24 protein-coding genes are annotated in these 23,604 nt (G+C 64.8%); 11 read left to right on the top strand and 13 right to left on the bottom strand.

Annotated features, from left to right (window positions below; translation table 11 throughout):
• Positions 1–13 precede the first annotated feature (13 nt).
• Positions 14–655, top strand: coding sequence for a DUF1638 domain-containing protein (locus OE856_RS03360; RefSeq protein WP_263714628.1), 642 nt, complete (start codon positions 14–16; stop codon positions 653–655).
• Here the strand turns inward: OE856_RS03360 and hflX are convergent.
• The 9 genes from hflX to dusB form a co-directional block, all read right to left on the bottom strand.
• On the bottom strand, positions 640–1,893 hold the full coding sequence (gene hflX / locus OE856_RS03355; protein WP_263714627.1) for a GTPase HflX: 1,254 nt from the start codon (positions 1,891–1,893) through the stop codon (positions 640–642). The two genes, OE856_RS03360 and hflX, sit on opposite strands and share 16 nt — an antisense overlap.
• Positions 1,894–1,922: 29 nt before the next feature.
• A complete protein-coding gene (gene hfq / locus OE856_RS03350; RefSeq protein ID WP_263714626.1) occupies positions 1,923–2,156 on the bottom strand; it encodes an RNA chaperone Hfq in 234 nt (77 codons plus the stop codon).
• A gap of 139 nt (positions 2,157–2,295) precedes the next feature.
• Complete coding sequence (locus tag OE856_RS03345; protein ID WP_263714625.1) at positions 2,296–3,813, bottom strand: TrkH family potassium uptake protein; 1,518 nt, start codon at positions 3,811–3,813, stop codon at positions 2,296–2,298.
• Positions 3,814–3,822: 9 nt separating this feature from the next.
• The gene (gene trkA, locus OE856_RS03340) at positions 3,823–5,199 is read right to left on the bottom strand and encodes a Trk system potassium transporter TrkA (RefSeq protein ID WP_263714624.1); all 1,377 of its coding nucleotides are present in this window, start codon (positions 5,197–5,199) and stop codon (positions 3,823–3,825) included.
• A gap of 55 nt (positions 5,200–5,254) precedes the next feature.
• Positions 5,255–6,664: a sigma-54-dependent transcriptional regulator gene (locus tag OE856_RS03335; protein WP_263714623.1), complete on the bottom strand. Its 1,410-nt coding sequence runs from the start codon at positions 6,662–6,664 to the stop codon at positions 5,255–5,257.
• 18 nt (positions 6,665–6,682) lie between these two features.
• Complete coding sequence (locus tag OE856_RS03330) at positions 6,683–8,911, bottom strand: PAS domain-containing sensor histidine kinase (protein ID WP_318527613.1); 2,229 nt, start codon at positions 8,909–8,911, stop codon at positions 6,683–6,685.
• 148 nt (positions 8,912–9,059) lie between these two features.
• On the bottom strand, positions 9,060–10,442 hold the full coding sequence (locus OE856_RS03325; RefSeq protein ID WP_263714621.1) for a sigma-54 dependent transcriptional regulator: 1,383 nt from the start codon (positions 10,440–10,442) through the stop codon (positions 9,060–9,062).
• A gap of 38 nt (positions 10,443–10,480) precedes the next feature.
• Entirely contained in the window at positions 10,481–11,560 is a 1,080-nt protein-coding gene (locus tag OE856_RS03320; protein ID WP_263714620.1) for a two-component system sensor histidine kinase NtrB, read from the bottom strand.
• On the bottom strand, positions 11,557–12,543 hold the full coding sequence (gene dusB / locus OE856_RS03315) for a tRNA dihydrouridine synthase DusB (RefSeq protein WP_263714619.1): 987 nt from the start codon (positions 12,541–12,543) through the stop codon (positions 11,557–11,559). The genes OE856_RS03320 and dusB overlap by 4 nt, the downstream gene beginning before the upstream one ends.
• 190 nt (positions 12,544–12,733) lie before the next feature.
• Between dusB and OE856_RS03310 the strand changes: the two genes are divergently transcribed.
• The 4 genes from OE856_RS03310 (at position 12,734) to OE856_RS03295 (ending at position 16,178) form a co-directional block, all read left to right on the top strand.
• Complete coding sequence (locus OE856_RS03310; RefSeq protein ID WP_263714618.1) at positions 12,734–13,879, top strand: bifunctional 2-C-methyl-D-erythritol 4-phosphate cytidylyltransferase/2-C-methyl-D-erythritol 2,4-cyclodiphosphate synthase; 1,146 nt, start codon at positions 12,734–12,736, stop codon at positions 13,877–13,879.
• On the top strand, positions 13,876–14,364 hold the full coding sequence (locus OE856_RS03305; protein ID WP_263714617.1) for a phosphatidylglycerophosphatase A: 489 nt from the start codon (positions 13,876–13,878) through the stop codon (positions 14,362–14,364). Before OE856_RS03310 ends, OE856_RS03305 begins: the two co-directional genes overlap by 4 nt.
• A complete protein-coding gene (locus OE856_RS03300; RefSeq protein ID WP_263714616.1) occupies positions 14,364–14,855 on the top strand; it encodes a CinA family protein in 492 nt (163 codons plus the stop codon). Before OE856_RS03305 ends, OE856_RS03300 begins: the two co-directional genes overlap by 1 nt.
• Positions 14,856–14,999: 144 nt before the next feature.
• Positions 15,000–16,178: an ammonium transporter gene (locus tag OE856_RS03295; RefSeq protein WP_263714615.1), complete on the top strand. Its 1,179-nt coding sequence runs from the start codon at positions 15,000–15,002 to the stop codon at positions 16,176–16,178.
• 53 nt (positions 16,179–16,231) lie between these two features.
• Here the strand turns inward: OE856_RS03295 and OE856_RS03290 are convergent, their stop codons facing one another.
• Positions 16,232–16,678: a type II toxin-antitoxin system RatA family toxin gene (locus OE856_RS03290; RefSeq protein WP_263714614.1), complete on the bottom strand. Its 447-nt coding sequence runs from the start codon at positions 16,676–16,678 to the stop codon at positions 16,232–16,234.
• Between the two features lie 67 nt (positions 16,679–16,745).
• Between OE856_RS03290 and hpt the strand changes: the two genes are divergently transcribed.
• Entirely contained in the window at positions 16,746–17,285 is a 540-nt protein-coding gene (gene hpt / locus OE856_RS03285) for a hypoxanthine phosphoribosyltransferase (RefSeq protein WP_263714613.1), read from the top strand.
• Positions 17,282–17,464 carry a hypothetical protein gene (locus OE856_RS03280; RefSeq protein WP_166499490.1) on the top strand — a complete coding sequence of 61 codons (183 nt, stop codon included), beginning with the start codon at positions 17,282–17,284 and terminating at the stop codon, positions 17,462–17,464. The genes hpt and OE856_RS03280 overlap by 4 nt, the downstream gene beginning before the upstream one ends.
• Here OE856_RS03280 and OE856_RS03275 read toward each other — a convergent pair whose 3' ends face one another.
• Positions 17,465–18,322, bottom strand: coding sequence for a LysR family transcriptional regulator (locus tag OE856_RS03275; RefSeq protein ID WP_263714612.1), 858 nt, complete (start codon positions 18,320–18,322; stop codon positions 17,465–17,467).
• A gap of 95 nt (positions 18,323–18,417) precedes the next feature.
• On the opposite strand from OE856_RS03275, the gene OE856_RS03270 reads away from it, so the two are divergent.
• Positions 18,418–18,894: a c-type cytochrome gene (locus tag OE856_RS03270; protein WP_263714611.1), complete on the top strand. Its 477-nt coding sequence runs from the start codon at positions 18,418–18,420 to the stop codon at positions 18,892–18,894.
• Positions 18,895–18,948: 54 nt separating this feature from the next.
• The gene (locus tag OE856_RS03265; protein WP_263714610.1) at positions 18,949–19,839 is read left to right on the top strand and encodes a cytochrome c; all 891 of its coding nucleotides are present in this window, start codon (positions 18,949–18,951) and stop codon (positions 19,837–19,839) included.
• A 70-nt stretch (positions 19,840–19,909) separates the two neighbouring features.
• Here OE856_RS03265 and lipA read toward each other — a convergent pair whose 3' ends face one another.
• A complete protein-coding gene (lipA, locus tag OE856_RS03260; protein ID WP_263714609.1) occupies positions 19,910–20,860 on the bottom strand; it encodes a lipoyl synthase in 951 nt (316 codons plus the stop codon).
• 193 nt (positions 20,861–21,053) lie between these two features.
• Here lipA and OE856_RS03255 point away from each other — a divergent pair, with 193 nt between their 5' ends.
• Positions 21,054–21,602 carry a peroxiredoxin gene (locus OE856_RS03255; RefSeq protein ID WP_263714608.1) on the top strand — a complete coding sequence of 183 codons (549 nt, stop codon included), beginning with the start codon at positions 21,054–21,056 and terminating at the stop codon, positions 21,600–21,602.
• A 103-nt stretch (positions 21,603–21,705) separates the two neighbouring features.
• Positions 21,706–22,407, top strand: coding sequence for a VIT1/CCC1 transporter family protein (locus tag OE856_RS03250; RefSeq protein ID WP_263714607.1), 702 nt, complete (start codon positions 21,706–21,708; stop codon positions 22,405–22,407).
• Here the strand turns inward: OE856_RS03250 and OE856_RS03245 are convergent.
• Complete coding sequence (locus OE856_RS03245) at positions 22,404–23,492, bottom strand: DUF6456 domain-containing protein (RefSeq protein ID WP_263714606.1); 1,089 nt, start codon at positions 23,490–23,492, stop codon at positions 22,404–22,406. The two genes, OE856_RS03250 and OE856_RS03245, sit on opposite strands and share 4 nt — an antisense overlap.
• Between the last annotated feature and the right edge of the window lie 112 nt (positions 23,493–23,604).

Raw genomic sequence — 23,604 nt, 5'->3', positions numbered from 1 at the left:
CCCGCGCCGCGCCATGGATCTCGATGACACCAAGCTGACCCACGAGGGGCTGAAGCTGCCCGCGCCGCAAAAGGCGCGGGTGCTGCTTTTGGCCTGCGGGGCGCTGGCGCATGAGATTCTGGCGCTGATCCGGGCCAATGGCTGGGATCACCTCAGCCTGACCTGCCTGCCCGCGATCCTGCACAACACACCCGAAAAGATCACCCCCGCCGTCGAACAGGCCGTGCTGCGGCACCGCGACGACTTTGACCAGATCTTTGTCGTCTATGCCGATTGCGGCACCGGCGGCCTGTTGCAGGCGGCCTGCGAACGGCTGGGCGTCGAGATGATGCCGGGCCCGCATTGCTATGCGTTTTTCGAGGGCGTCGACAGCTTTGCCGAGCATGGCGAGGGCACGGCGTTCTACCTGACCGATTTCCTGGTCAAGCAATTCGACAGCTTTGTCTGGAAACCGCTGGGCCTTGATCGGTATCCCGAGCTGCTGCCCAGCTATTTCCGCTATTACGACCGGCTGGTTTACCTGGCCCAGACCGATGACCCCGACCTGGACAGCCGCGCCCGCGACTGCGCCGCGCGGCTGGGGTTAGAGTATGAACGCCGTCTGACCGGCTATGGCGACCTGGGCAGCGCCCTTACTGATCACAGCTCGCGGTAACGCTTTTCCTGCCGTGCGGTCATCGTGACATTCAGGTGATAGCCGTCCTCGTCCTGGCGCTCATCGGTGACGACACCCTGTTCATACAGCCAGGCGCGTTTGCGCCCATCGGCATAAGACAGGATCAGCTCACGCGTGAACCTTTCCTCGTCCAGCGTCCCTGACACCGCCGCCAACAGCTCGTCCAGGCCCTCGCCGGTGATCGCCGAGATGGCAAAGATCTCGTCCTCTCGGCCCGCCTTGGCCTGCATCGCCTCGCGGTGATCGGCATCCAGCAGGTCGATCTTGTTCCAGACCTCGAACTGCCTTGTATCGCGGCCCACACCCAGCTCGCGCAGGATGGTCTCGACATCGCGGGCCTGCGCGTCAGTATCCGGATGGGCCACGTCGCGCACATGCAGGATCAGGTCGGCCGACAGCACCTCTTCCAGCGTGGCGCGGAACGCGGCCACCAGCTGGGTCGGCAGGCTGGAGATGAACCCCACCGTATCCGACAGGATCACCTTGCGCCCCGAAGGCAGTTCGACCGCGCGCATCGTCGGGTCGAGCGTGGCGAACAGCATGTCCTTGGCGAACACATCCGCCCCGGTCAGCCGGTTGAACAGCGTCGACTTGCCCGCGTTGGTATAGCCCACCAGCGCCACGACCGGAAACGGCACCTTGTCGCGCGAGGCGCGGTGCAGTTCGCGGGTCTTGACCACCTTGGCCAACTGCCGCCGCAGCCGGGTGATCTGTTCGTCGATGGCGCGACGGTCGGCCTCGATCTGGGTCTCACCGGGGCCACCCACAAAACCCAGCCCGCCGCGCTGACGTTCCAGGTGGGTCCAGGCCCGCACCAGGCGGGTGCGCTGATAGCTGAGCGCCGCAAGATCAACCTGCAACACACCCTCGCGGGTGCGGGCGCGGTCGGCAAAGATCTCAAGGATCAGCCCGGTCCGGTCCAGCAGCTTGACGCCCCAAGCCTTTTCCAGGTTGCGCTGTTGCACCGGCGTGACCGACCCGTCGATCAGCACCAGTTCGACCTCGGCGGCCTTGAACCGCTCTTTCAGCTCTTCGATCTTGCCAGAGCCAAACAGCCAGCCCGCCCGCAGCTTGGGCAGGGGCACAATTTGAGAACCCACGACCTCGATCGCGGGCAGCGCCGCGGCCAGCGCGACGGCCTCGGCCAGCGCGGGTTTCGCCGGTCGGCGCGCGCGGTCAGAGGTAATATCGGGATGCAGCACCCAGGCGCGGGTCACGCCGGGGGCAAGATCTACGTCAGACGTGATCAGTCCTCGCCATCATAAAGATTGACGGGCTGGGCCGGCATGATGGTCGAAATCGCATGCTTGTAGACAAGCTGCGACTGGCCATCCCGGCGCAGCAGCACGCAAAAATTGTCGAACCAGGTGATGACACCCTGGAGTTTCACCCCGTTGATCAGGAAAATCGTGACCGGAACCTTGGTTTTACGGACGTGGTTAAGAAAGGCGTCCTGAAGGTTCTGTTTGTCGGCAGCCATTGTTTTTCTTGCCTTTTTTCATGTTTGGCCCCAAAAAGGAGGGGCAATCATACGCGTTGATGGCCGGAGTATGGAGCGCCGCCGCGCGAGTTTCCAGCCCAAATATCAGGCATGTTCCCGATGTGATGTTTCGGTGCCATCACTGGCGCCAGAATTCCGGGTTCATCAGCGCGATGATGGCCAAAGTTTCCAACCGTCCCAACACCATCGCCCCTGCCAGGATCATCTTTGCCGCCTCGGACAGCGTGGCATATTGCACCGGGGCCTCGCCCGCGACATCGGCCAAAGGCCCGGTCGTAGACAGCGCGGCAACGGTCAGGATGGTGCAATCCTCGAAACTCAGCCCGGTCAGCGCCAGCGCGCTCATGACCAGGGCGATCGACAGCGCGAACAGCATGAAGAATACCCAGGCCACATGCGCGCCCTGCCGGCGGATATGGCGCGCGATGGCGCCCGAGCCACCGACCGAAGACGGGTGCACCAGCTTGTCCATCTCGCGCAGGCCATGTTTATAAAGCGCGTAAACCCGCAACAGCTTGACCCCTCCCGCCGTGGTCGCCACCCCGCCGCCGATCAGCGCCAGCCCCAGCAGGATCAGCCCCGGCGTCGGCAGGCCCGACCAGGCATGCGCCTGATCCCAGTCAAGCGAGGCAAAGCCCGTGGTCGTCAGGAAGGACAACACCGAGAACACCGCCCCCCACAGCGCCCCCAGCGCGCTGACGACCTCTTGTTCGTCGCCCACCTCGATCGCGCCGATCCAGTGCCGCAGGAACAAGAATGCCGGCACGCTCACCACGCAGATCATCCCGGCCAGGAATTCGGGGTCGCGGCGGATCTTGCCCACGCGGCGTGCCAGGGTGTCGCGGGCAAATGTCTGGCGCGACAGGGCGAAGATAAAGAAGACAAAGATGCACATCTCGCCCACCACGCCCGAGGCCGCGCCCTCCATCCCGCCGACGGCGGAAATGCCGCTGGTGGCCAGGGTCGACATCGCATGTGTGATAGCCACCAGCCCCGGATCGCCGGCGATGATCAGCAACAGCCACAACAGCGCGGTCAGCCCGGTATAGACCGGCAGCAGCTCCAGCGCGTAACGCATCAGGCGCTCGCGCGGATCGACCGTGCGCACGTTATGTTCATCACTGCGCGCGCCGCGCCCGATCGTGTCGGTCGACAGCACCTCGAACCCGCCCAGGTTCAGCGGCGCCAGAATCGCGATCGCCGTCACCCAGACAAAGAAACCGCCCATCCAGCCCACCAGCGCGCGCCACAGATGCACCGAGGGCGGCAGCCGCTCGGGCAGTTCGAACACGGTGGCCCCGGTGGTGGTCAGGCTGGAGACCATCTCGAAATAGGCGTTGAGAAAGCTGGTATCGGGCACCGCCAGCACCACCGGCACCGCCAAGAGCAGCGGCAGCCCGGCAAAGGTCGCCGGCAGCGCCGTCAGATGGCTGCGCGCCAGGTTGCGCGACCGGCCGTGATAGGTGGCAATCGCGATCATCGCGTTCAGCAGGCTGAACAGGATGAACGAGTAAAAGAACGCCCGCCCCGTCGAGTGATCGTTGATCAGCAGCGCATGCACCGCCGGCAACAGCATCGCCAGCGCCCCCACCCCCGTAAGGATGACCATCAGTGGAACATTGAGCAGGGCGCGCATCAGCCGGGATCAGAAGAAATCGATCGAGACCTGCAACAGGCGCTCGACTTCGGGAACATCGGCCGACAGGCAGAACATCACCACCACATCGCCCTCGTCGATACGGGTGCCGCCCGTGGGCCGCAGGATCTTGCCGCTTTTCTGCACGGCCCCCACCAGCACCCCTTGCGGAAACTCGATATCGCGGATCAGCCGGCCGGCGATCGGCGAGGTCGACAGAACCTGCGCCTCGATCACCTCGCCCTCGGCATCGCCCACCGAATAGACGCCGCGCACCCGGCCATGCCGGATATGCCGCAGGATCGAGCTGACCGTGGTGGCGCGGGGGTTGATATGCGCGTCGATATCCAAGGGCCCCATCATCGGCACCAGCGACGGATCGTTCACCAGGCTGATCGCCATGTGACAACCCGCGGCCTTTGCCCGCACAGCCGCCAGCAGGTTGGTCTTGTCGTCATCGGTCACCGCCAGAACCGCATCGGCCCGGTCGATCGAGGCCTCGGCCAGCAGCGCCATGTCCATGCCATCGCCATGCAGCACGATCGTGCGTTCCAGCGCGTCGGCGGCGCGCTCGGCATTGGCGCGGTTCTTTTCAATCACCTTGGCACGCACCCGGTCGGCGCGCTTTTCCAGCGCCTGCGCCACCACCAGGCCGACATTGCCGCCCCCGATGATGACCACCCGTTCCTGCTTGCGCGTGGGCTTGCCAAAGATTTCCAACGTGCGGTTCACGTCGTCGATATGCGAGATGACATAGACCTGATCGCCGGCAAACAACTGATCGCGCGGCTCGGGCGCAAACAGCGTGCCCTCACGGCGCACCCCCACCACTGTGGCGCGCAGGGTCGAGAACAGATCGGTCAGCTGCCGCAGTGGCGTGTTGGTAACCGGGCAGTCGGGATCAAGCAGGATACCCAATAGCTGTGCCTGGCCTTCCAGAAAGCTTTCGGTGTCAAAGGCCGCCGGCACGTCCAGCCGCTGTAACGCGGCCTCGGCCACCTCCAGTTCGGGGCTGATCACCACGTCGATCGGCATGTGATCGCGGCGGTAGAGGTCGGAATAGATCGCCGTCAGATAGCTTTGCGCCCTCAGCCGCGCGATCTTGCGCGGCACCGCAAAGATCGAATGCGCCACCTGGCAGGTCACCATGTTGACCTCGTCCGAATAGGTTGCGGCAATCACCATGTCGGCGTCACGCGCCCCGGCGCGTTCAAGAATATCGGGATAGGACGCGAACCCCGCCACCCCCTGCACATCCAGCGTATCCGTCGCCCGGCGCACCAGGTCGGCATTGCTGTCGACGATGGTCACGTCGTTCTTTTCATTGGCAAGATGGCGCGCAATCTGCCAACCGACCTGACCCGCGCCACAGATGATGACCTTCATTCCCGGTCCCCGGCTGCAAAAATTGCCTCATCCTTGGCAGATGCCGCCGGGGCGGTCAATCAGCCTCGGCCTCGCTTTCCACATGGGCGACGCGCGCGCCGGCCTTGGTGCTGGTCACCACACCCAGCGATTTCAGCTTGCGGTGCAGGGCCGAACGCTCCATGCCGACGAAATTCGCGGTGCGGCTGATATTGCCGCCAAACCGGTTGATCTGGGTCAGCAGATATTCGCGCTCGAACAGCTCGCGCGCCTCGCGCAGGGGCAGCGTCGCCAGCGCCCCCGACAGCACCAGCCGCCCGTCTTCCACCGGCGCATCGACCGGGCCGGGCAGCTCGCGTGCCTCGATCGGGCCGGTGCCGTCGCCCAGGATCAGCACCCGTTCGATCACGTTCTTAAGCTGCCGCACATTGCCCGGCCATTGCATGGTTTGCAGCAGGGCCTGCGCCTCGTCGCTGAGATCGCGCTGCGGCAGCCCCTGCCCGCGGTTGAACTCGGCGATGAAATGCAGCGCCAGCTCGGGGATATCCTCGCGCCGCTCGTCCAGCGCCGGCACCCCGATCGGCACCACGTTCAGCCGGTGATACAGTTCCTGGCGGAAATTGCCGACTTCGATCTCGGTCTGCAAATCGCGGTTGGTCGAAGATATCACCCGCAGGTCGACCCGCACATTCGATGTGCCGCCGACGCGCTGGAACTGCTGATCGACCAGCACGCGCAAGATCTTTGACTGCGTGCCCAGCGGCATGTCGGCCACCTCGTCGAAATACAGAACCCCGCCATGGGCCTGTTCCAGCAGGCCCGGCTCGACCCCGCGTTCGGCGGTTTCGCGGCCGAACAGCACCTCTTCCATGCGCTCGGGCTCGATCGAGGCCGAATTGACCGTGACAAACGGCGCGGCCGACCGGTTGGAATGGGCGTGGATGTAACGCGCGGCGACCTCTTTGCCGCTGCCCGCTGGGCCGGTCAGCATCACCCGGCCGTTCGATTTTGTCACCTTGTCCAGCTGCGATTTCAGCGCCTTGAACGCGGCGCTCGACCCGACCATGTCGGACGAGGTCACATCGCGGCGCTTGAGCTCCTGGTTTTCGCGGCGCAGGCGCGAGGTTTCCATCGCGCGGCGGATCACCACCAGCAGCTGGTCGATGTTGAACGGCTTTTCGATAAAGTCATAGGCGCCCTGCTTGATCGCCGCGACCGCGATCTCGATATTGCCATGCCCCGAGATGATGACGATCGGAATATCGGGATTGTCGCGCTTGACCGTCGACAGGATGTCGATGCCGTCCATTCGGCTGTCTTTCAGCCAGATATCCAGGATCATCAGCGCCGGGGGTTCCTCGTTGATGGCCTTCATACACTCGTCGGAATTGGCCGCCAGACGCGTGGAATAACCCTCGTCCTTAAGGATGTCCGAAATCAGTTCGCGGATGTCGCGCTCGTCATCGGTGATCAGGATATCGCCCATACCAGTACCTCTTATGCTCTACTCGGCTGCCTTTTCGGCAGCATCTTGAACACCGTTCCCCGCGCCTTCGTCCAAGGCGTGGAAAACCGGCAAATGAATTTCGGCCATCGCGCCATGATGCGCGTTGCCGTCGAACAGGGGCGCGTCCAGCAGGGCCAGCGTGCCGCCATGTTCCTCGATGATCTTCTTGACGATAGGCAGGCCCAGCCCGGTGCCCTTTTCACGCGTCGTGACATAGGGCTCGAACAGGCGGGCGCGGTCTTCGGGCAAGCCGATGCCATTATCGGCAATGGAGATTAGCGCGCGCCCGTCCTCGTGGCTCATGGCGATGCGGATCTCGGGAACAAACCCATCCGGAAGCCCGTTTTCAGACAGTGTTTCAATAGCTTCGCCAGCATTCTTGATCAGGTTCGTCAGGGCCTGGCTGATCATGGTCGCGTCCAGCTCCGCCAGCACCGAGCCCTCGGGCAGATCGCGTACAAAGCGCACATCGGGCTGGCCGCTTTCCTGCAACAGCACCGCATCGCGCACCAGCGCCGCCAGGTCGACCTGCCGGCGGTCGGGCTCGGGCATACGGGCGAATTTCGAGAACTCATCAACAATGCGCCGCAAGTCATTGGTTTGCCGCACGATAACCTCGGTCAGCTGCTCCAGGTCGGCGGCTTTCTCGGCCTCAAGATCATTGCGGAACTTGCGCTTGATCCGCTCGGCCGACAACTGGATCGGCGTCAGCGGGTTCTTGATCTCATGCGCGATGCGCCGCGCCACGTCGCCCCAGGCCGCCATGCGCTGTGCGGTCACCAGATCGGTCACATCGTCAAAGGCCACCACATAGCCCTCGAGCTGACCATCTGTGCGGCGGCGCACGGCCATGCGCACCAGCAGGTTTTCCAGCTTGCCCCGCCGCAGCAGCTTGACCTCGTCCTGCGCGGATTCCGATCCCTTTTCGCGCAGCTTGTCGAACAGCCCCGCATATTCAGGCACCACAGCGCACAGCGGCAGGTCATGGCCGGTTTCCTCGTCCACATCCAACAGGCGGATGGCCGAGCGGTTCAGGAATTCCACATGCCCCTGCGCATCCAGCCCGATCACCCCCGCCGTCACCGAGGACAGCACGGAATCGAACAGCCGGCGGCGGCGCTCGATCTGGCGCGTGTTCTCGACCAGCGCGTCGCGCTGCCCCTTGAGCTGCCGGGTCATCTGGTTAAAGAGCCGCCCCAGCATTGCAATCTCGTCGTCGCCCTTTTCCTCGACCACGCGCACATCCAGATCGCCCGCGCCAACACGCTGGGCCGCGCCGGCCAGACGGCCCACCGGGCGCGACAGGCGTTCAGCGAACCACATGCCCAGCCAGATCGCGGCCAGGATCAGGATCAGCGCAAAGCCGATATAGAGAATGCCGAACTCGAACAGCAGCCGCCCGCGATCGGATTCGAGCTGTTGGTAGAACTGCGCGGTTTCCTGCGTGTCATCCAGCAGGTTCAGAATGTTGCCATCCACCTCGCGCGAGATGAACAGGAACCGGTCGACATAGGCGTTCAGCTTGATCAGAGCGCGGTATTCGTTGTTGTCCCAATCCTCGATCAGCACCAGTTCGCCGTCATTGGCGCGCATCACATCATCGGCGCTGGGGGGTTCATAGTCGAACAAGTACGACCGTTCGCCACGGGCGCGGATCTCGGTGCCGGCGTCGATGATATAGGCCTCTTTCAACCCGCGCTGAACCTGACCCTGCACCGCCGTCAGATGCTGGCGCAACTCGCCATCGGTCATAAAGAACGTCGCATCGCGCGCCCGGTCAAGATAGCCGGCCACGGCCTCGGCATCGGCCACCAAGTCGTCGCGATGTTCGCGCTCATAGGTCTCGGCCGCGCTAAGCGAGGCGCCGACGACCTGGCGAACTCGGTCCGAAAACCAGCCCTCAAGCCCGTTATTCACGGTTAAAACGGCGAAAACGGCCACCAGGATGGTTGGAATCAGCGCCACGAAGGCAAACACGCCCGTCAGCCGCAGGTGCAGTCGCGACCCCGCCGAATGCCGCCGCCGCGCCGCCACCATGCGCGCGATGCGATACATGACCAGCGCCGCCACCACGAGGATATAGATCGTGTCGGCCAGCAGCACCGAGCGCAGCCAGGTCGAGCTTGCGCCCTGGTCCAGCGGCCCCAGCATCAGGAAGGTCACAAAGGCCAAGAGCGGCCCCAGAAACACCAGCCCCAGCGTGGCCGCGTTCTGCACACGACGCATCCGCCGCATCCGCGACAGCCGTTCCCAAGTAGCGCTAGACGCGGGGCTTCGCACCGCCAGCCTCACCATTTGACACACCGCATATGCGGCAACCGCCCTGTTTTCGGCCCATGCCTTGCGACATTCGGGCCACTTATCTGTTGCGGTTTTACATCAACTTGCGGCGGCGTGTCACGTGAATATCCAGATCGGTGATTTTCTTACGCAGCGTATTGCGATTGATCCCCAAAAGATCGGCGCATTTCGCCTGATTGCCGCCCGTAGCGTCCAGCGCGATCTCGATCAGGGGCAGTTCGACCTCTTTGAGAATCCGCCCATAAAGCCCCGGCGGCGGCAGAACTCCGCCATGCAGGTCGAAGTAGCGGCGCAGGTGCCGGCCGACCGAGGCCGACAGCTTGTCCGCCTCGCCGCTGCCCGCCATCGGTTCGATCGCGGGCTGATTGCCCAGCACGGCCTCGACCTCGGCGCGGGCGATCACCTCTTCGGGCGAGGTCACGACCAGACGGCGAATGGTGTTTTCCAGCTGGCGCACATTGCCCGGCCAGCTATAGCCGCGGATCAGGTCCAGCGCCTCGGGGGCAAAACGGCGCAGCGCCATGCCGTCACGCTCGGCGCGGGCCAGGAAATGATCGGCCAGCAGCGGAATGTCATCGACCCGCTCGCGCAGCGACGGCACGCCGATCTGCACGCCACCCAGGCGATAGAACAGATCCTGCCGGAATTCGCCCGCCTCCATCCGCGTCATCAGATCGGTCTGCGAGGTGGCCATGATGCGCGGCGCGTTGGGCCCCAGCCCGTCCAGCAGACGCACGATCCGCGCCTGCGCGGCGGCATCCAGGTCGGACACCTCGTCAAACAGGATCGACCCGCCCCGCGCCCGCGCGACCAGCTCGTCCGGGCCGTCCATCCCGGTCAGATCAGCCGCCAGCGCGGTAACGAACGGCAGGGTGCGCCGGTCGGAAAAGTCATGGATCGCCCGCGCGATCAGCGACTTGCCCGTGCCGCTTTCGCCGGTGATCAGAACCGCCAGATCGGTATTCATCACCCGCGCAACCAACCGGTACAGCGCCTGCATCTGCGGCGTGCGCCCCACCAGCGGCAGGTCGTCGCTGGGGTCGGCGCCGATAGGTTCGACGCTGGGTTTGGGCGCGGTGGTGGTGGCGCGGCGCTTGGTCTCGAGCGCCCGCGCGGCGCGTTTCATCAGGTCGGGCAGGTCAAAGGGTTTGGGCAGGTAATCATAGGCATCGGCCTCGGCCGCCTGAATGGCGGTCATGATCGTGTTCTGCGCCGAGATCACGATCACCGGCAGGCCGGGGCGTTCCTTGCTGATCTTGGGCAGCATCTCCAACCCGTTGCCGTCGGGCATGACCACGTCCGAGATCACCAGATCGCCCTTGCCCTCTTCGACCCAGCGCATCAGCGTGGTCAGCGACGAGGTGGCATGCACCTTGCACCCGGCCCGCGTCAGGGCCTGTGTCAGAACCGTGCGGATCGTGCGGTCGTCATCTGCAACCAGTACCGTTCCATCCATCAGAAAATCTCCGGTCTGTTAGCATTCATGGGCATGGCCTATCCGTCCCCCCTGGGCGCCACCGGCAGCGAGATCCGGAACACCGTGCGCCCCGGCACGGATTCCACCGCGATCAGCCCGTCATGGTCGGACACGATCTTGGACACCAGCGCCAGCCCCAGCCCGGTGCCGTTCTCGCGCCCCGACACGAACGGGTCGAAGATGTCGCTGGCGATTTCCTCGGGCAGGCCGGGGCCGTCATCGACCACCTCGACCTGCAAGGGCACGGGCACGCCGGTGCCATCGGCAAGGCGGCGGCGCAGCGCCTGATCGTAAAAGGTGCGGATGCGGATCGTGCCGGGCTTGTCGGCGCGATGGATCGCCTCGGCGGCGTTCTTGAGCAGGTTCAAAAACACCTGCAACAACTGGTCGCCATCGGCCAGCGTCTGCGGCAGCGACGGGTCATATTCAGACACCACCCGAATACCCGAGGCAAAGCTGACCGCCGCCGATTTGCGCGCCCGGTCCAGAACATCGTGAATGTTCAACGCACGCGCCTGGGGCGGTCGCAGATTGCCGAATTGCTCGACCTGCTCCAGCAGCTTCACGATCCGGCGGCTTTCGGCCACGATCAGATCGGTCAGTTCCTGATCCTCGGGCGTCAGGTTCATCGACAGAAGCTGCGCCGCGCCGGTGATCCCCGCCAGCGGGTTCTTGATCTCATGGGCCAGCATCTCGGCCATGCCGATCGCCGATTTCGCCGCCGTCTTCGAACTTTGCGCCCGGCCCAGCCGCTCGGCGATATCGCGCGGCGAGATCAGCATCAGCGCCGTGCCCTCGGCCTCGCCCAGGGGCGCGATCTGGATGTTGCACTGAATCGGCGGCCGGTTGGCGGCCGAGACCTCGACATCGTTGATCACCACCTCGCTCTGGCTTTCGCGCACGCGCGCAAAGGCCTCGTCCAGCAGGGCGGCAATCGAGATGCTCTCCCATACCGGCGCGCCCTGGACCGAGCGCAGCGAGGCGCTAAGAAACTGCTCGGCCGCGGGGTTCATGCGTTCGACACAGTTGTTGCGGTCAAGGATGAACCCGGCCACCGGCAGGGCCGACCAGATCATATCGCTCTCGGGCGCGCTCATGCAGCGCGGCTTTCGCGTCGGGCCGCCAGCGCGTCAGGCAACAGCCGCAGCACCTCGGCCGGGTCGCGCGCGGTCAGCACCCGGCGGCGCAGATCGGCGGGCGCGCCGGCCTGATCCATGTACCAGCCCAGATGCTTGCGCGCGACGCGCAGACCAAGATCGGCCCCGTAAAACGACAGCATCGCCTCATAATGGGCGGCAACCATGGCCACCAGATCGGCCCCTTGCGGTATCTTTGGGGCCGCGGTGTCGAACAGATCATGCGCGATCTGCGCCAGCAACCAGGGCCGCCCCTGCGCACCACGCCCCACCATCACCCCATCTGCGCCCGAGGCCCGCAGCGCCTGAGCCGCGGCGGCGCTGTCGGTGATGTCGCCATTGGCCACGACCGGAATATCGACCGCCTCACGCACGGCGCGGATCGCGGCCCAGTCGGCGCGGCCCTTGTAGAACTGACAGCGCGTGCGCCCGTGAATGGTGATCATGCGAATCCCCGCATCCTGCGCGCGGCGGGCCAGATCGGGCGCGTTCAGCAGGTCGTCATCCCAACCCAACCGGGTTTTCAGCGTCACCGGCACCGAGACGGCACCCACCACCGCCTCGATCAGCGTCAGAGCATGATCGAGATCACGCAGCAAGGCCGAACCCGAATAGCCGTTCACCACCTTCTTGGCAGGACAGCCCATATTGATGTCGATGATCCGCGCACCGTTGTCCTGAACCATCCGCGCGGCTTCGGCCATCCAATGGGCCTCGCGCCCGGCCAGTTGCACGGCGGTGTTGGCACTGTCGAACCCCAGCTCTGCACGTTCGCGCACGCCGGGCTTGGCCTGCACCATTTCCTGGCTGGCAACCATCTCGCTGACCACCAGCCCTGCGCCGAACGACGACACCAGGTTGCGGAACGGCAGATCGGTGATCCCCGCAAGCGGTGCAAGAAACACCGGCGGATCAAGCGTCAGATTTGCCACCCGAATGGTCAACTGCCTATTCCTTGTGCGATTTCCTCTCCGAGGTAAGCCTGCCCCCCTCAAAAGGCAATCGCGCGGGCCGCTTTGGGCGCGGCCAAAAACATCTTTTGCCTATTTTTTGTGCATTTTTTTGCGACAATCACGGCCATTGCCCCCTTTCGCGGCACGGCCTACACAGGACTCACCCAATCAAGGAGCCCTCATGCGCATTGCCGCCATCATCGTTGCCGCCGGTCGTGGTATCCGGGCCGGAGGCGATATTCCCAAGCAATACCAGGATCTTCGCGGTCAGGCCGTGCTGGCCCGCACGGTCGGCGCCTTTCTCGATCATCCGCGGATCGACGAGGTTGTGGTGGTGGCAAACACGGGCGACGCGGCGCTTTATCTCAAGGCGCTGGGCCAGCTGGCGCCGCGCGTCACCCGCGTGAGCGGCGCCGACAGCCGCGACGGGTCGGTGCGCGCCGGGCTGGCGGCCGTGGCGCCGGGCACCGAGGCGGTGCTGATCCATGATGGCGCGCGCCCGCTGGTCGCCCCCGATCTGATCGACCGGGTGCTGGACGCGCTGGCCACCCATCCGGGTGCAGCCCCTGCCCTGCCCGTCACCGACGCGCTGTGGCGCGGGCAAGACGGCGCCGTCACCGCGTCGCAACCGCGCGAGGGCCTGTTTCGCGCCCAAACCCCGCAGGGTTTTCACCTGGGCGCCATCCGCGCCGCCCATGCCGCCCACCCGGGCGGTGCCGCCGATGATGTCGAGGTGGCCCTGGCCGCCGGGCTTGACGTCGCCATCGTCGAAGGCGATGAGACCAACCTGAAAATCACCCATCCCGGCGACTTTGCCCGGGCCGCGCGCATACTAAAGGATCAGCCCATGGACATTCGCACCGGCAACGGGTTCGACGTGCACCGCTTTGGCGAGGGCGACCATGTGATGCTGTGCGGGGTGCACGTGCCGCATGACCATGCGCTGATGGGTCATTCCGACGCCGATGTCGGCATGCACGCCCTGACCGACGCCATCTATGGCGCGCTGGCCATGGGCGATATCGGCCAGCACTTTCCGCCCTCGGACATGCAGTGGAAAGGTGCTGAAAGCCATATCTTCCTGCGCCACGCCGCGCTGCTTGCGGCCGAGCACGGCTTTGCCATCACCCATTGCGACGTCACGCTGATCTGCGAGCGCCCCAAGATCGGGCCACACGCCGCCGCCATGCGCGCCGCCCTGGCCGAGATCATCGGCATCGACGCCACCCGCATCAGCGTCAAGGCCACCACGTCCGAGCGTCTGGGCTTTACCGGCCGCGAGGAAGGCATCGCCGCGCTGGCCACCGCAACACTGGTGAAATCATGACCCGGATCATCGCGACATTCTTTGGCGCAGGCCTTTTGAAACCCGCCCCCGGCACCTGGGGCTCGCTGGCCGCGCTGCCGGCGGCATATGGGGTGCTGGTGCTGGGCGGATGGCAACTGCTGGCGCTGGCCACGATCGCCGTGTTTTTCATCGGCTGGTGGGCCACCGCGCGCGAAACCGCCGGCAAGGATGACCATGACCCGTCCGAGATCGTCATCGACGAGGTCGCGGGCCAATGGATCGCCTTGATGCCGGTGGCCTATGGCGCAGCGATGATGGGGGCCGACCTCATGGCGCTTTACCCCGGCTGGATCGCGGCCTTTCTGGGCTTTCGCCTGTTCGACATCTGGAAACCCTTCCCGGTCAGCTGGGCCGACGCCAAGCACACCCCCTGGGGCGTGATGCTGGATGACGTCTTCGCGGGCGTCATGGCGGCGCTGCTGGTCATCCTGTTGGCCGCTGTCGCGCATCTGTGGCTGATGTAATGGCCGCGCTCGCCGAGACCCTGCTGACCCTTGCCCGCGCGGCCGGCGCCACCATCGCCACCGCCGAAAGCTGCACCGGCGGGCTGATCGCGGGCGCGATCACCGATATCGCGGGGTCGTCCGACGTGTTCGACCGCGGCTTTGTCACCTATTCCAACGCCGCCAAGATCGAAATGCTGGGCATCCGCCCCGACACCCTGACCGCCCATGGCGCGGTGTCGGAAGAGATCGCCCGAGAAATGGCCGAGGGCGCGCTGACCCGCTCAAACGCCACGCTGGCCGTGTCGGTCACTGGCATCGCCGGCCCCGGCGGATCGGATCACAAGCCCGAGGGCCGCGTCTGTTTCGGGCTGGCGCAGGCTGGCCGCCCCACCCGGACCGAGACCATCGACTTCGGCGCGCTGGGTCGCGCCAATGTGCGCCGCGCCACCGTCGCGCACGCTCTGGCGCTTTTGACCGCCGCGCTGGGCGAAACTTCCCAAACCGCCTAAATATTCATCACACCCGCCGACATTGCGCCCCATTCGCAGGCTGTTTGCAATTCGCCCTGCTTTTGGTCGGCTTTGGGCTTCCTTTAAGGGCAGTTCCGCCGTTTCTGCCTGAAAACCGATCAAAACGGGAAAGGAAGGGAAAACATGAACGGCGCAGATACCGCCTGGATTATCGTGGCCACGGCCCTGGTTCTATTCATGACGCTGCCGGGTCTGGCATTGTTCTATGGTGGCCTGGTCAAGGCCCGCAACGTGCTGAGCGTTTTCATGCACTGCTATGCCATCGCCTGCCTGATGAGCGTGCTGTGGTTCTTTGGCGGCTATTCGATCGCCTTTGGCGAGGGCAACGCGCTTTGGGGCGGCCTGGGCAAGGCGATGCTGAACGGCATCGATGCCGACACCCTGTCGGGCAACCTGCCCGAAGTGCTGTTCTTTGCCTTCCAGATGACCTTTGCCATCATCACCCCCGCCCTGATCGTCGGCGCCTATGTCGAGCGCGTGGGCTTTGGCTTTGTGATGATCTTTTCCGGCCTGTGGATGCTGCTGTGCTACGCGCCGGTGACCCACTGGATCTGGGGCGGCGGCATGCTGTCCGATGGCGGCATCTTTGGCGAAACCGGCGTGCGTGACTTTGCCGGCGGCATCGTGGTGCATGAAACCGCTGGCCTGGCCGCGCTGATGATCGCGTTCTTCCTGGGCCCGCGCCGCGACCGCCACACGCCGCCGCATTCGCCCGGTTTCGTGATGATCGGCGCAGCGATGCTGTGGGTCGGCTGGTTCGGCTTCAACGGCGGCTCGCAGCTTGCGGCCGATGGCGGCGCCGCCATGGCCATCACCGTGACCCATCTTTCGGCCGCAGCCGCCTCGCTGACCTGGGCGCTTTATGAACGCGTGAAATACGGCAAGGCCTCGCTTGTGGGCATCGTGACCGGCACCATCGCGGGCCTGGCCTCGATCACCCCGGCCAGCGGCTTCGTCGGCCCCATCGAGGCCCTGATCATCGGCGCCATCGCCGGCGTGATGTGCCAAGAGGCCGTGGGCCTGATCCGCAACAAGCTGAAAATCGACGACACGCTGGACGTATTCGCCGTGCACGGCGTGGGCGGCATCTTTGGCACGATCATGATCGCCGTCTTCGGCGCCGGCAGCTGGGCCGCGCAACTGGGCGGGCTGGCCGTGGTGGGCGTATTCACCGTGGTCGTGACCTTTGTGCTGATCAAGCTGACCGCAATGATCACCCCGCTGCGCGTCGATGCCGAAACCGAGGTCAACGGCCTGGACCTGGCCGTCCACGGCGAACGCGCCTACGACCACGCGTCGTAAGGCGATCGCCATCCGAACACGACCCCCCGCCCCGGTGGCGGGGGTTTTTCGTTTCAGCCATAAAGCTCTTTTGCACGCGCCTCGAACGCCCGCACGATGCGGTGCATGGCCTCGTTGAACACGGCGCCGATCACCCCTTGCAGAACCCTGCTGCGGAACTCGAAATCGACCCAGAACTTCACCTCGCAACCGCCCTGCGGCAGGTCGCGGAATTCCCAGGTGGAATGCAGGTGCTTGAACGGGCCATCCAGGTAATCGGTGTCGATGCGCTTTTCGCCCGGGCGCAGGGTGACGCGGCTGCCGAACCGTTCGCGGAACACCTTGAAACTGATGACCAGATCGGCCTCCATCACCTCGCCATCGGCCACCGGCTTGCGCGACCGCACCCGCGCGGCCGCCGTCCAGGGCAGGAACTTTGGATAAGACGCCACATCGGCCACCAGATCATACATCTGATCGGCGCTATAAGGCAGGGTCTTGGTTTCGGAATGGGTCGGCATCGGCCTTGGATGTTGTTATGCTGCGCGCAGGTTTCGGCCAAGCGGGCCGGGAAATCAAGGGAAGCCTATGACAAACAAGCCCTATGTGATCGACGAAATGATCTCGGCCAAGCAGATCGCCGCCCGGATCGAGGCCCTGGCAACCGAAATCCACGATTTCTATGCCGATACCGACAAGCTGGTCGTGGTCGGGCTGTTGCGCGGATCGTTCGTGTTCATCGCCGATCTGGTGCGCGAGCTGGACCTGCCGGTCGAGGTCGATTTCCTCGAGGCGTCCAGCTATGGCAATTCGACCGAAAGCTCGCGCGAGGTGCGCATCCTCAAGGACTTGCGCGGCGAGATCGAGGGCCGTGACGTGCTGGTGGTCGAGGATATCGTCGACACCGGGTTCACACTGAAACATGTGCTGCACATGCTGAACGGGCGCGCGCCCCGGCGGCTGGAGGTCTGCGCCCTGCTGGACAAACCCGCGCGGCGCGAGGTGCCGATCAAGGCGAAATGGACCGGGTTTGAAATTCCCGACGAATTCGTCGTGGGCTATGGCATCGACTATGCCCAGCGAAACCGCAACCTGCCCTTTATCGGCAACGTGCGCTTCACCGAATGAACATCCGCCCGTTTCTGCGCATGGCGAAATGGGCGCATCGCCCGCCGGGCGAGCGGCGGGTGAAACTGGTGTTGGGCGCGATTGGGCTGTGCCTGATCCTGTTGGGGGTCGAGCTGTTCATCGGCTGGCCAGAATGGCTGACGATTGACGGTGCACCCAAGGGGCGGATCAACCGGTGATCACTGCCCCAGCAGGCGGGCGCTGTCGCGGGCCAGTTCCTCGGCCAGCAACCCGCGCGCCCGCGCGATGCGGGGCACCGCTATCATGTCGCTGTGACAGGCCACCCAGATCGGCACCGCAGCGCCGGAATCGACTTCGCCCACCCGTTCCAGCCGCGCATCACCATCCGCCAGCACGCAAGGTAGAACCCCGCGTCCCAGCCCCTGGGCCAGCAATTCGCGCAACACCAGAAAGCTGTCGGCGCAGGCGACCGGGTCATCTCCGCCCAGCTGATCGCGCTGCCACTGCCCGATCCGCGTGCGCCCCGGCCCGCCGGTCAGCCCCAACCAGCGATCGTCCGCGCCGGGTGTCGCATAGACCGCAAAGCCCAGATGCCCGACGATATCTCCGCTTAGACCATCGGCCAGTTCCTGCGCCGGGCGCACCGTCAGATCGGCATGCAGCCGCGATAGGTCAAGCTGCGCATTGGTGCACAACAGCGTCAGGTGACACCCTTGCTCGCGCCGCAGCACCCGGCCCATGACCGGCGGCAGCACCGCGTGACAGAATGTATCGGTCGAGGTTACCCGCACCTCGCCCATCAAGGGTTCGGACATGCCGCGAATCCGCCGGCCAACAGCCTCGACCGCCAGCTTGACCTCGCGCGCGGCCTCGATCACCCGCAGCCGATCGGCCCGGATTACATAGCCCTGGGCCGTGCGCTCGAACACCGGCGCGCCGTGGCGGTCCTCGAACGCCGCCACCCGCCGCAGAACGGTGGCATGGTTCACCCCCAACTGCCGCGCCGCACCGCTGACGGTGCCGGTTTCGGCCACCGCCAGAACAAAGCGAAGATCATCCCAATTGTCGCTGTGCATATATTCACGGCCCGGTTGCAGAAATTTCGACTTTCATTCTGATCGCATGAAACTAGACTCATTCACACATCACAATTCCGACAGGGAGAGTAATCATGTCGCTTGTTTCCAAGGTGATCCTTGCCGCTACCGCCGCCGCCATCACCGCTGGTGGCGCCTGGGCCGCCGGCCACGAAAACACCGTCGTGCAGAACGCCATCAAGGCACGCAAGGCCCAGATGACCCTTTATGCCGCCAATCTGGGCATCCTGGGCGCCATGGCCAAGGGCGAGGTTGCCTATGACGCCGAGGCCGCCGCAACCGCCGCGCGCGATCTTGATGCGCTGAACAGCCTGAATGCGGGTTCCTATTTCGTGCCGGGGTCGGACAACATGTCGGCAGACAACACCCGCACCCTGCCCAAACTGTGGGACAACTTCCCCGACGTTATGGAAAAAGCCAAGGCCAACAGCGACGCAATCGACGCGCTGAATGCCGCCGCTGGCACCGATCTGGCCGCTCTGCAGGCCGCAATCGGCCCGGTTGGCAAGGCCTGCACCGCCTGCCACGAAGCTTATCGCGCACCGGAATAAGCTGACCAGCCAAGGGGCGGCGGCGACCTTGCCGCCCCAATGCAAAGGTGCGCCATGAAACGCCTTGTGATCTCGATCGCCGGTTTGGCCCTGATCGGTCTGGCCGTATTCTGGATGGTCACCCGCCCGCGGCCGCTTGACCCGCAGGTGCTGGCCGCGCTGGCGCCGGGTGATGCCGTGCGGGGCGAGCAGGTGTTCTGGGCCTCTGGCTGCGCGTCGTGCCACGCCGCGCCCGAGGCCACCGGCGACGACAAGCTGCTGCTGGGCGGCGGTCAGCGCTTTGCCAGCCCCTTTGGCACCTTTCTCGCGCCCAATATCTCGCCCGATGCGACCCATGGCATCGGCGGCTGGACCATGCCGGAATTCGCCAATGCGGTGATGCGCGGCATCTCGCCCGAGGGCGCACATTACTACCCCGCCTTCCCCTACACGTCGTATATGCGGGCCGAGCCGCAGGATATCGCCGATCTCAAGGCCTTCATGGACGGCCTGCCCACCGTTGCGACGCCCAGCCAGCCGCATGAGGTGGGCTTTCCGTTCAACATCCGGCGCAGCCTGGGCGGTTGGAAATTTTTGTTCGCGAAACCGGGCTGGGTGATGAATGGCGACATGACAGCCGAGGTATCGCGCGGCCGCTATCTGGTCGAGGCGCTGGGCCATTGCGGCGAATGCCACACCCCGCGCAACGCGCTGGGCGGCATCATCCGCGAGGCCTGGCTAAGCGGCGCCCCCACAGCCGACGGCAAGGGCAAGGTGCCCGGCATCGCGCCCGCCCAACTGAACTGGAGCGCCCGCGACATCGCCTATTACCTGGAAACCGGGTTTACCCCTGAATTCGACAGTGTCGGCGGCCATATGGCATCGGTGGTGGACAACATGGCCAAGCTGACCGCCGAAGATCGCGCGGCCATTGCGGCCTATCTCAAGGCATTGCCCGAGAGCTGATCGACGGGTTGCGAGACCCGGGGCGCTGCCCCGGACCCCGGGATATTTTAACGAAGAAGAAAAGGGCGCGTCAGAGCGCGCCCAGTTTTTTCAGTCGCGCCTCGCGCAGGCGGGCGAAATCGTCGCCGGCGTGGTAGCTGGAGCGCGTCAGCGGCGTGGCCGAGACCATGAGGAAGCCTTTGCCATAGGCGGCTTTTTCATAGGATTTGAACTCGTCGGGGGTGACGAACCGGTCGACGGCGTGGTGCTTGGGCGTGGGCTGCAGATACTGGCCGATGGTCAGGAAATCGATATCGGCGGCGCGCATGTCGTCCATCACCTGGGTGACGGCCTGGCGGTCTTCGCCAAGGCCGACCATGATGCCCGATTTGGTGAACATGGCCGGATCAAGTTCCTTGACCCGCTGCAACAGGCGCAGGCTGTGGAAATAGCGCGCGCCGGGGCGGACCTCGGGGTAAAGGCCGGGGACGGTTTCAAGGTTGTGGTTGAACACGTCGGGCTTGGCCGCGACGACAACCTCGAGCGCCTCGGGGGCGCATTTGAGGAAGTCGGGGGTCAGGATCTCGATCGTGGTATCGGGGGCCTGACGGCGCACGGCACGGATGGTCTGGGCGAAATGTTCGGCGCCGCCGTCGTCGACATCGTCGCGGTCGACGCTGGTGATGACCACATGTTTGAGGCCCAGTTTCTTGACGGCGTCAGCAACCCGGCCCGGCTCAAAGACGTCCAGCGCATCGGGGCGGCCGGTGGCGACGTTGCAGAAGGTGCAGCCGCGGGTGCAGATCTCGCCCATGATCATCATGGTGGCGTGGCCCTGGCTCCAGCATTCGCCGACATTGGGGCAGCCGGCCTCTTCGCAGACGGTCGAAAGATTGTGCTCGCGCATGATCTTGTGGGTTTCGGCATAGCCCTTGCCGCCGGGCGCGCGGACGCGAATCCAGGCGGGTTTCTTGGGCTGGGCATTGTCAGGGCGATGCGCCTTTTCAGGGTGGCGCTGGTCGGGGATCTTGAGATCGCGCATTCTGGGGGTTCCTCTTCCTTGCGTTATCAATACCCGGATTTGCAACGAAATGTAACTTCGGAAATTGCATGGCTGCCATGAATTGCCGCACCCGCGAGAAAAGCTGTTGAGACCAATCTGGAATCATTCTAACTCGTGACCATCTCCGCGGCACACGATGTCGTATGTAGAATTCGAAAAGAGGATTGTCCCCATGAAAACTGGCTATCGCCTGCCCGACGTGACCTTTCACACCCGCGTTCGTGACGACAGCATCGAGGGCCCGAACCCCTATCGCTGGCAAGACGTGACCACCGCCGACTATTTCGCCGGCAAGCGTGTGGTTCTGTTCTCGCTGCCCGGCGCGTTCACCCCCACCTGCTCGACCTACCAGCTGCCCGGTTTCGAGAACGGCTTTGCCGATTTCCAGGCCGAAGGCGTCGACGAGATCTATTGCATGTCGGTCAATGACAGCTTTGTCATGAACAAATGGGCGATCGACCAGGGCCTGAAAAACGTCAAGGTCATCCCCGATGGCTCGGGCGAGTTCAGCCGCCGCATGGGCATGCTGGTTCGCAAAGACAACCTGGGCTTTGGCCTGCGCTCGTGGCGCTATGCCGCCGTGGTCAATGACGGCGTGATCGAGGGCTGGTTCGAAGAGCCGGGCCTGTCGGACAACCACGAATCCGACCCCTATGGCGTCTCGTCGCCCGAGACCGTTCTGGCCTGGCTGAAGGAACAGAACGCCGCCAAGGTCGCCTGATCCATCCTGAAACCAGGCAGAGGGGTGATCCGGCGCGCCGGGTCACCCCTTTTGCATTCGCACCGGGCTGCGTATCATCGCGTCACCTCAAAAGGGCAAGGACATGGCAAAATCGCCGCTGGGCCGCATTCAGGACCACCTCAAACAGATCGTCTATGGCGGCAATGACGGCATCGTCACCACATTCGCCATCGTCGCGGGCTTTGCCGGGGCAAATGCCGATGGCGTGGCGCAGATCGGAGGCATCGCGGTCATCCTGTTCGGGCTGGCGAACCTGTTTTCCGACGCGGTGTCGATGGGGCTGGGCGATTTCCTGTCGTCGCGGTCGCAGGACAAGATGTTCGCCCGGCGCAAGCGCGCCGTTGTGGACCAGATCACCGCCGACCCCGACGTCGCATTCGAGGAACTGACCCAGCATTTCGGCCTGCGCGGGCTGGACCTGCCCGAGGCCCAAACCGCCGCCCGCGCGCTGATGTCCAACTCGCAGGCCGCCGCCCATGCCCTGCTGGACAGCCAGCCCGGCAGCGCCGCCTCGGATGACCACCCCGCGTTGAGCGGGCTGATCACCTTTGGCGCCTTTGTCGTCTTCGGGGCGCTGCCGCTGCTACCCTATCTGATCGCGCCCGACGCGCCCTCGAACCTGCGCCTGTCGGTCCTGTCGACCCTGTCGGCGCTGATCCTGTTGGGGCTGATGCGGGGGCTGGCCACGGGCGAAAGGCTGGTCCGCTCGGTCGGTGAAACCGTGCTGGTGGGCGGCATCTGCGCCGCCGTGGCCTTTGTGGTCGGGCTACTGGTCGGGGCCTAGCCGATCATGTTTGCCCCCGGCAGGCGCGCCTGTTCGTCGTAATGCCGGCGCAGCCGTTGCAGCGCGATGCGCAGCACGATCTTGCCAGAGCGCGCCGACCAGCCCATGCGCTTTTCCGCCGCCTCCATCCCTTCCAGGAAACAACAGCAGCGCAGCGCCACATCGCCCAGGCCCGGCCCCAGATCGCGCAGCGCCGCCGCCACCCGTTCGCGCGCACCGCGCGGACCCTCGGCGGGACCATGGCCGGAAAACCCGCCACGATCGGTGCCGGTCAGGAACTTATCCCAGTTCTGCGTCACACGAGGCCCCATCTGGGCCAACTCGAAATCCTCGCGCAGCCTTTCACCCGCGGCCACCAGGTCGGGGGTCAGGAAGGGCTGGCCGCTCTTGTCCTTGCGCCGGGCCAGGCCCGCCAGCGGCGACTCGGCAATGTTATAGCGCTGCTGGGTCACGCCGCCCTCGCCCATCACCGCGCGCTGGCCCCAGTCGCGATGCTGTTCGGCAAAGGGGCTGGCAGCCTCGGCAAACCCGTCGGCCTCGCCCCGCTCTACCGCCAACAGGCGTTTCAGCGCCATCCGCCCCGCCTGGGTGATCGCATAGGTCATCACCCGGCCGGTGCTGCGACAGGTGATCCAGTCTTTCAGCGCAAAGGCCTCGGCCACGCCACGCGACACCACGGCGATGCGGGTGGTTTCGCCGCTCTTGTTTTCCTTGAGAACCACCGCGCGCTCGAGGTCGGCGGCGATGGCCATAAAGGCGCCCGTCTCGCCCAGGCGGCGCAGAATGCGGCGCGCCTCGCGGTTGATCGTTACCTCGTCCGCCGGCTGCGCGGCATTACGCATGAGAGCTGTCATCTGGCTGTAATCCTTTCTGGTTGAATTCTCTGCGAGGGATTGGCCCAGCCCCTGCAAGGCCCCGTCCACCAGCGGATCGTCGCGCCGCGCCTCTAACTGGCGCACGCTGCGCATGACGGTCGAGGCGTGACATCCCCGTTCCCGGGCCAGCGCCCGGATCGAACGCCCCGCAACCGTATGCGCCAGATAGCAGGCCACCTTTTCCGGCACCCAATCCGGAAGGGCCTGCATCCCCGCAGGTGAGTGTGTTGAGATATCCTGAATCACATGTGCCCCCTTAGCGTGACCAGATTCACCATTGATCCCGATATGCACGCTATGGTTGTGTTTCTTACCAAGTCGT

The organism is Actibacterium sp. XHP0104, from assembly GCF_025751515.1.
Taxonomy (GTDB): Bacteria; Pseudomonadota; Alphaproteobacteria; order Rhodobacterales; family Rhodobacteraceae; genus Actibacterium_D.
This window is presented reverse-complemented; position numbering and strand designations above follow the sequence as displayed.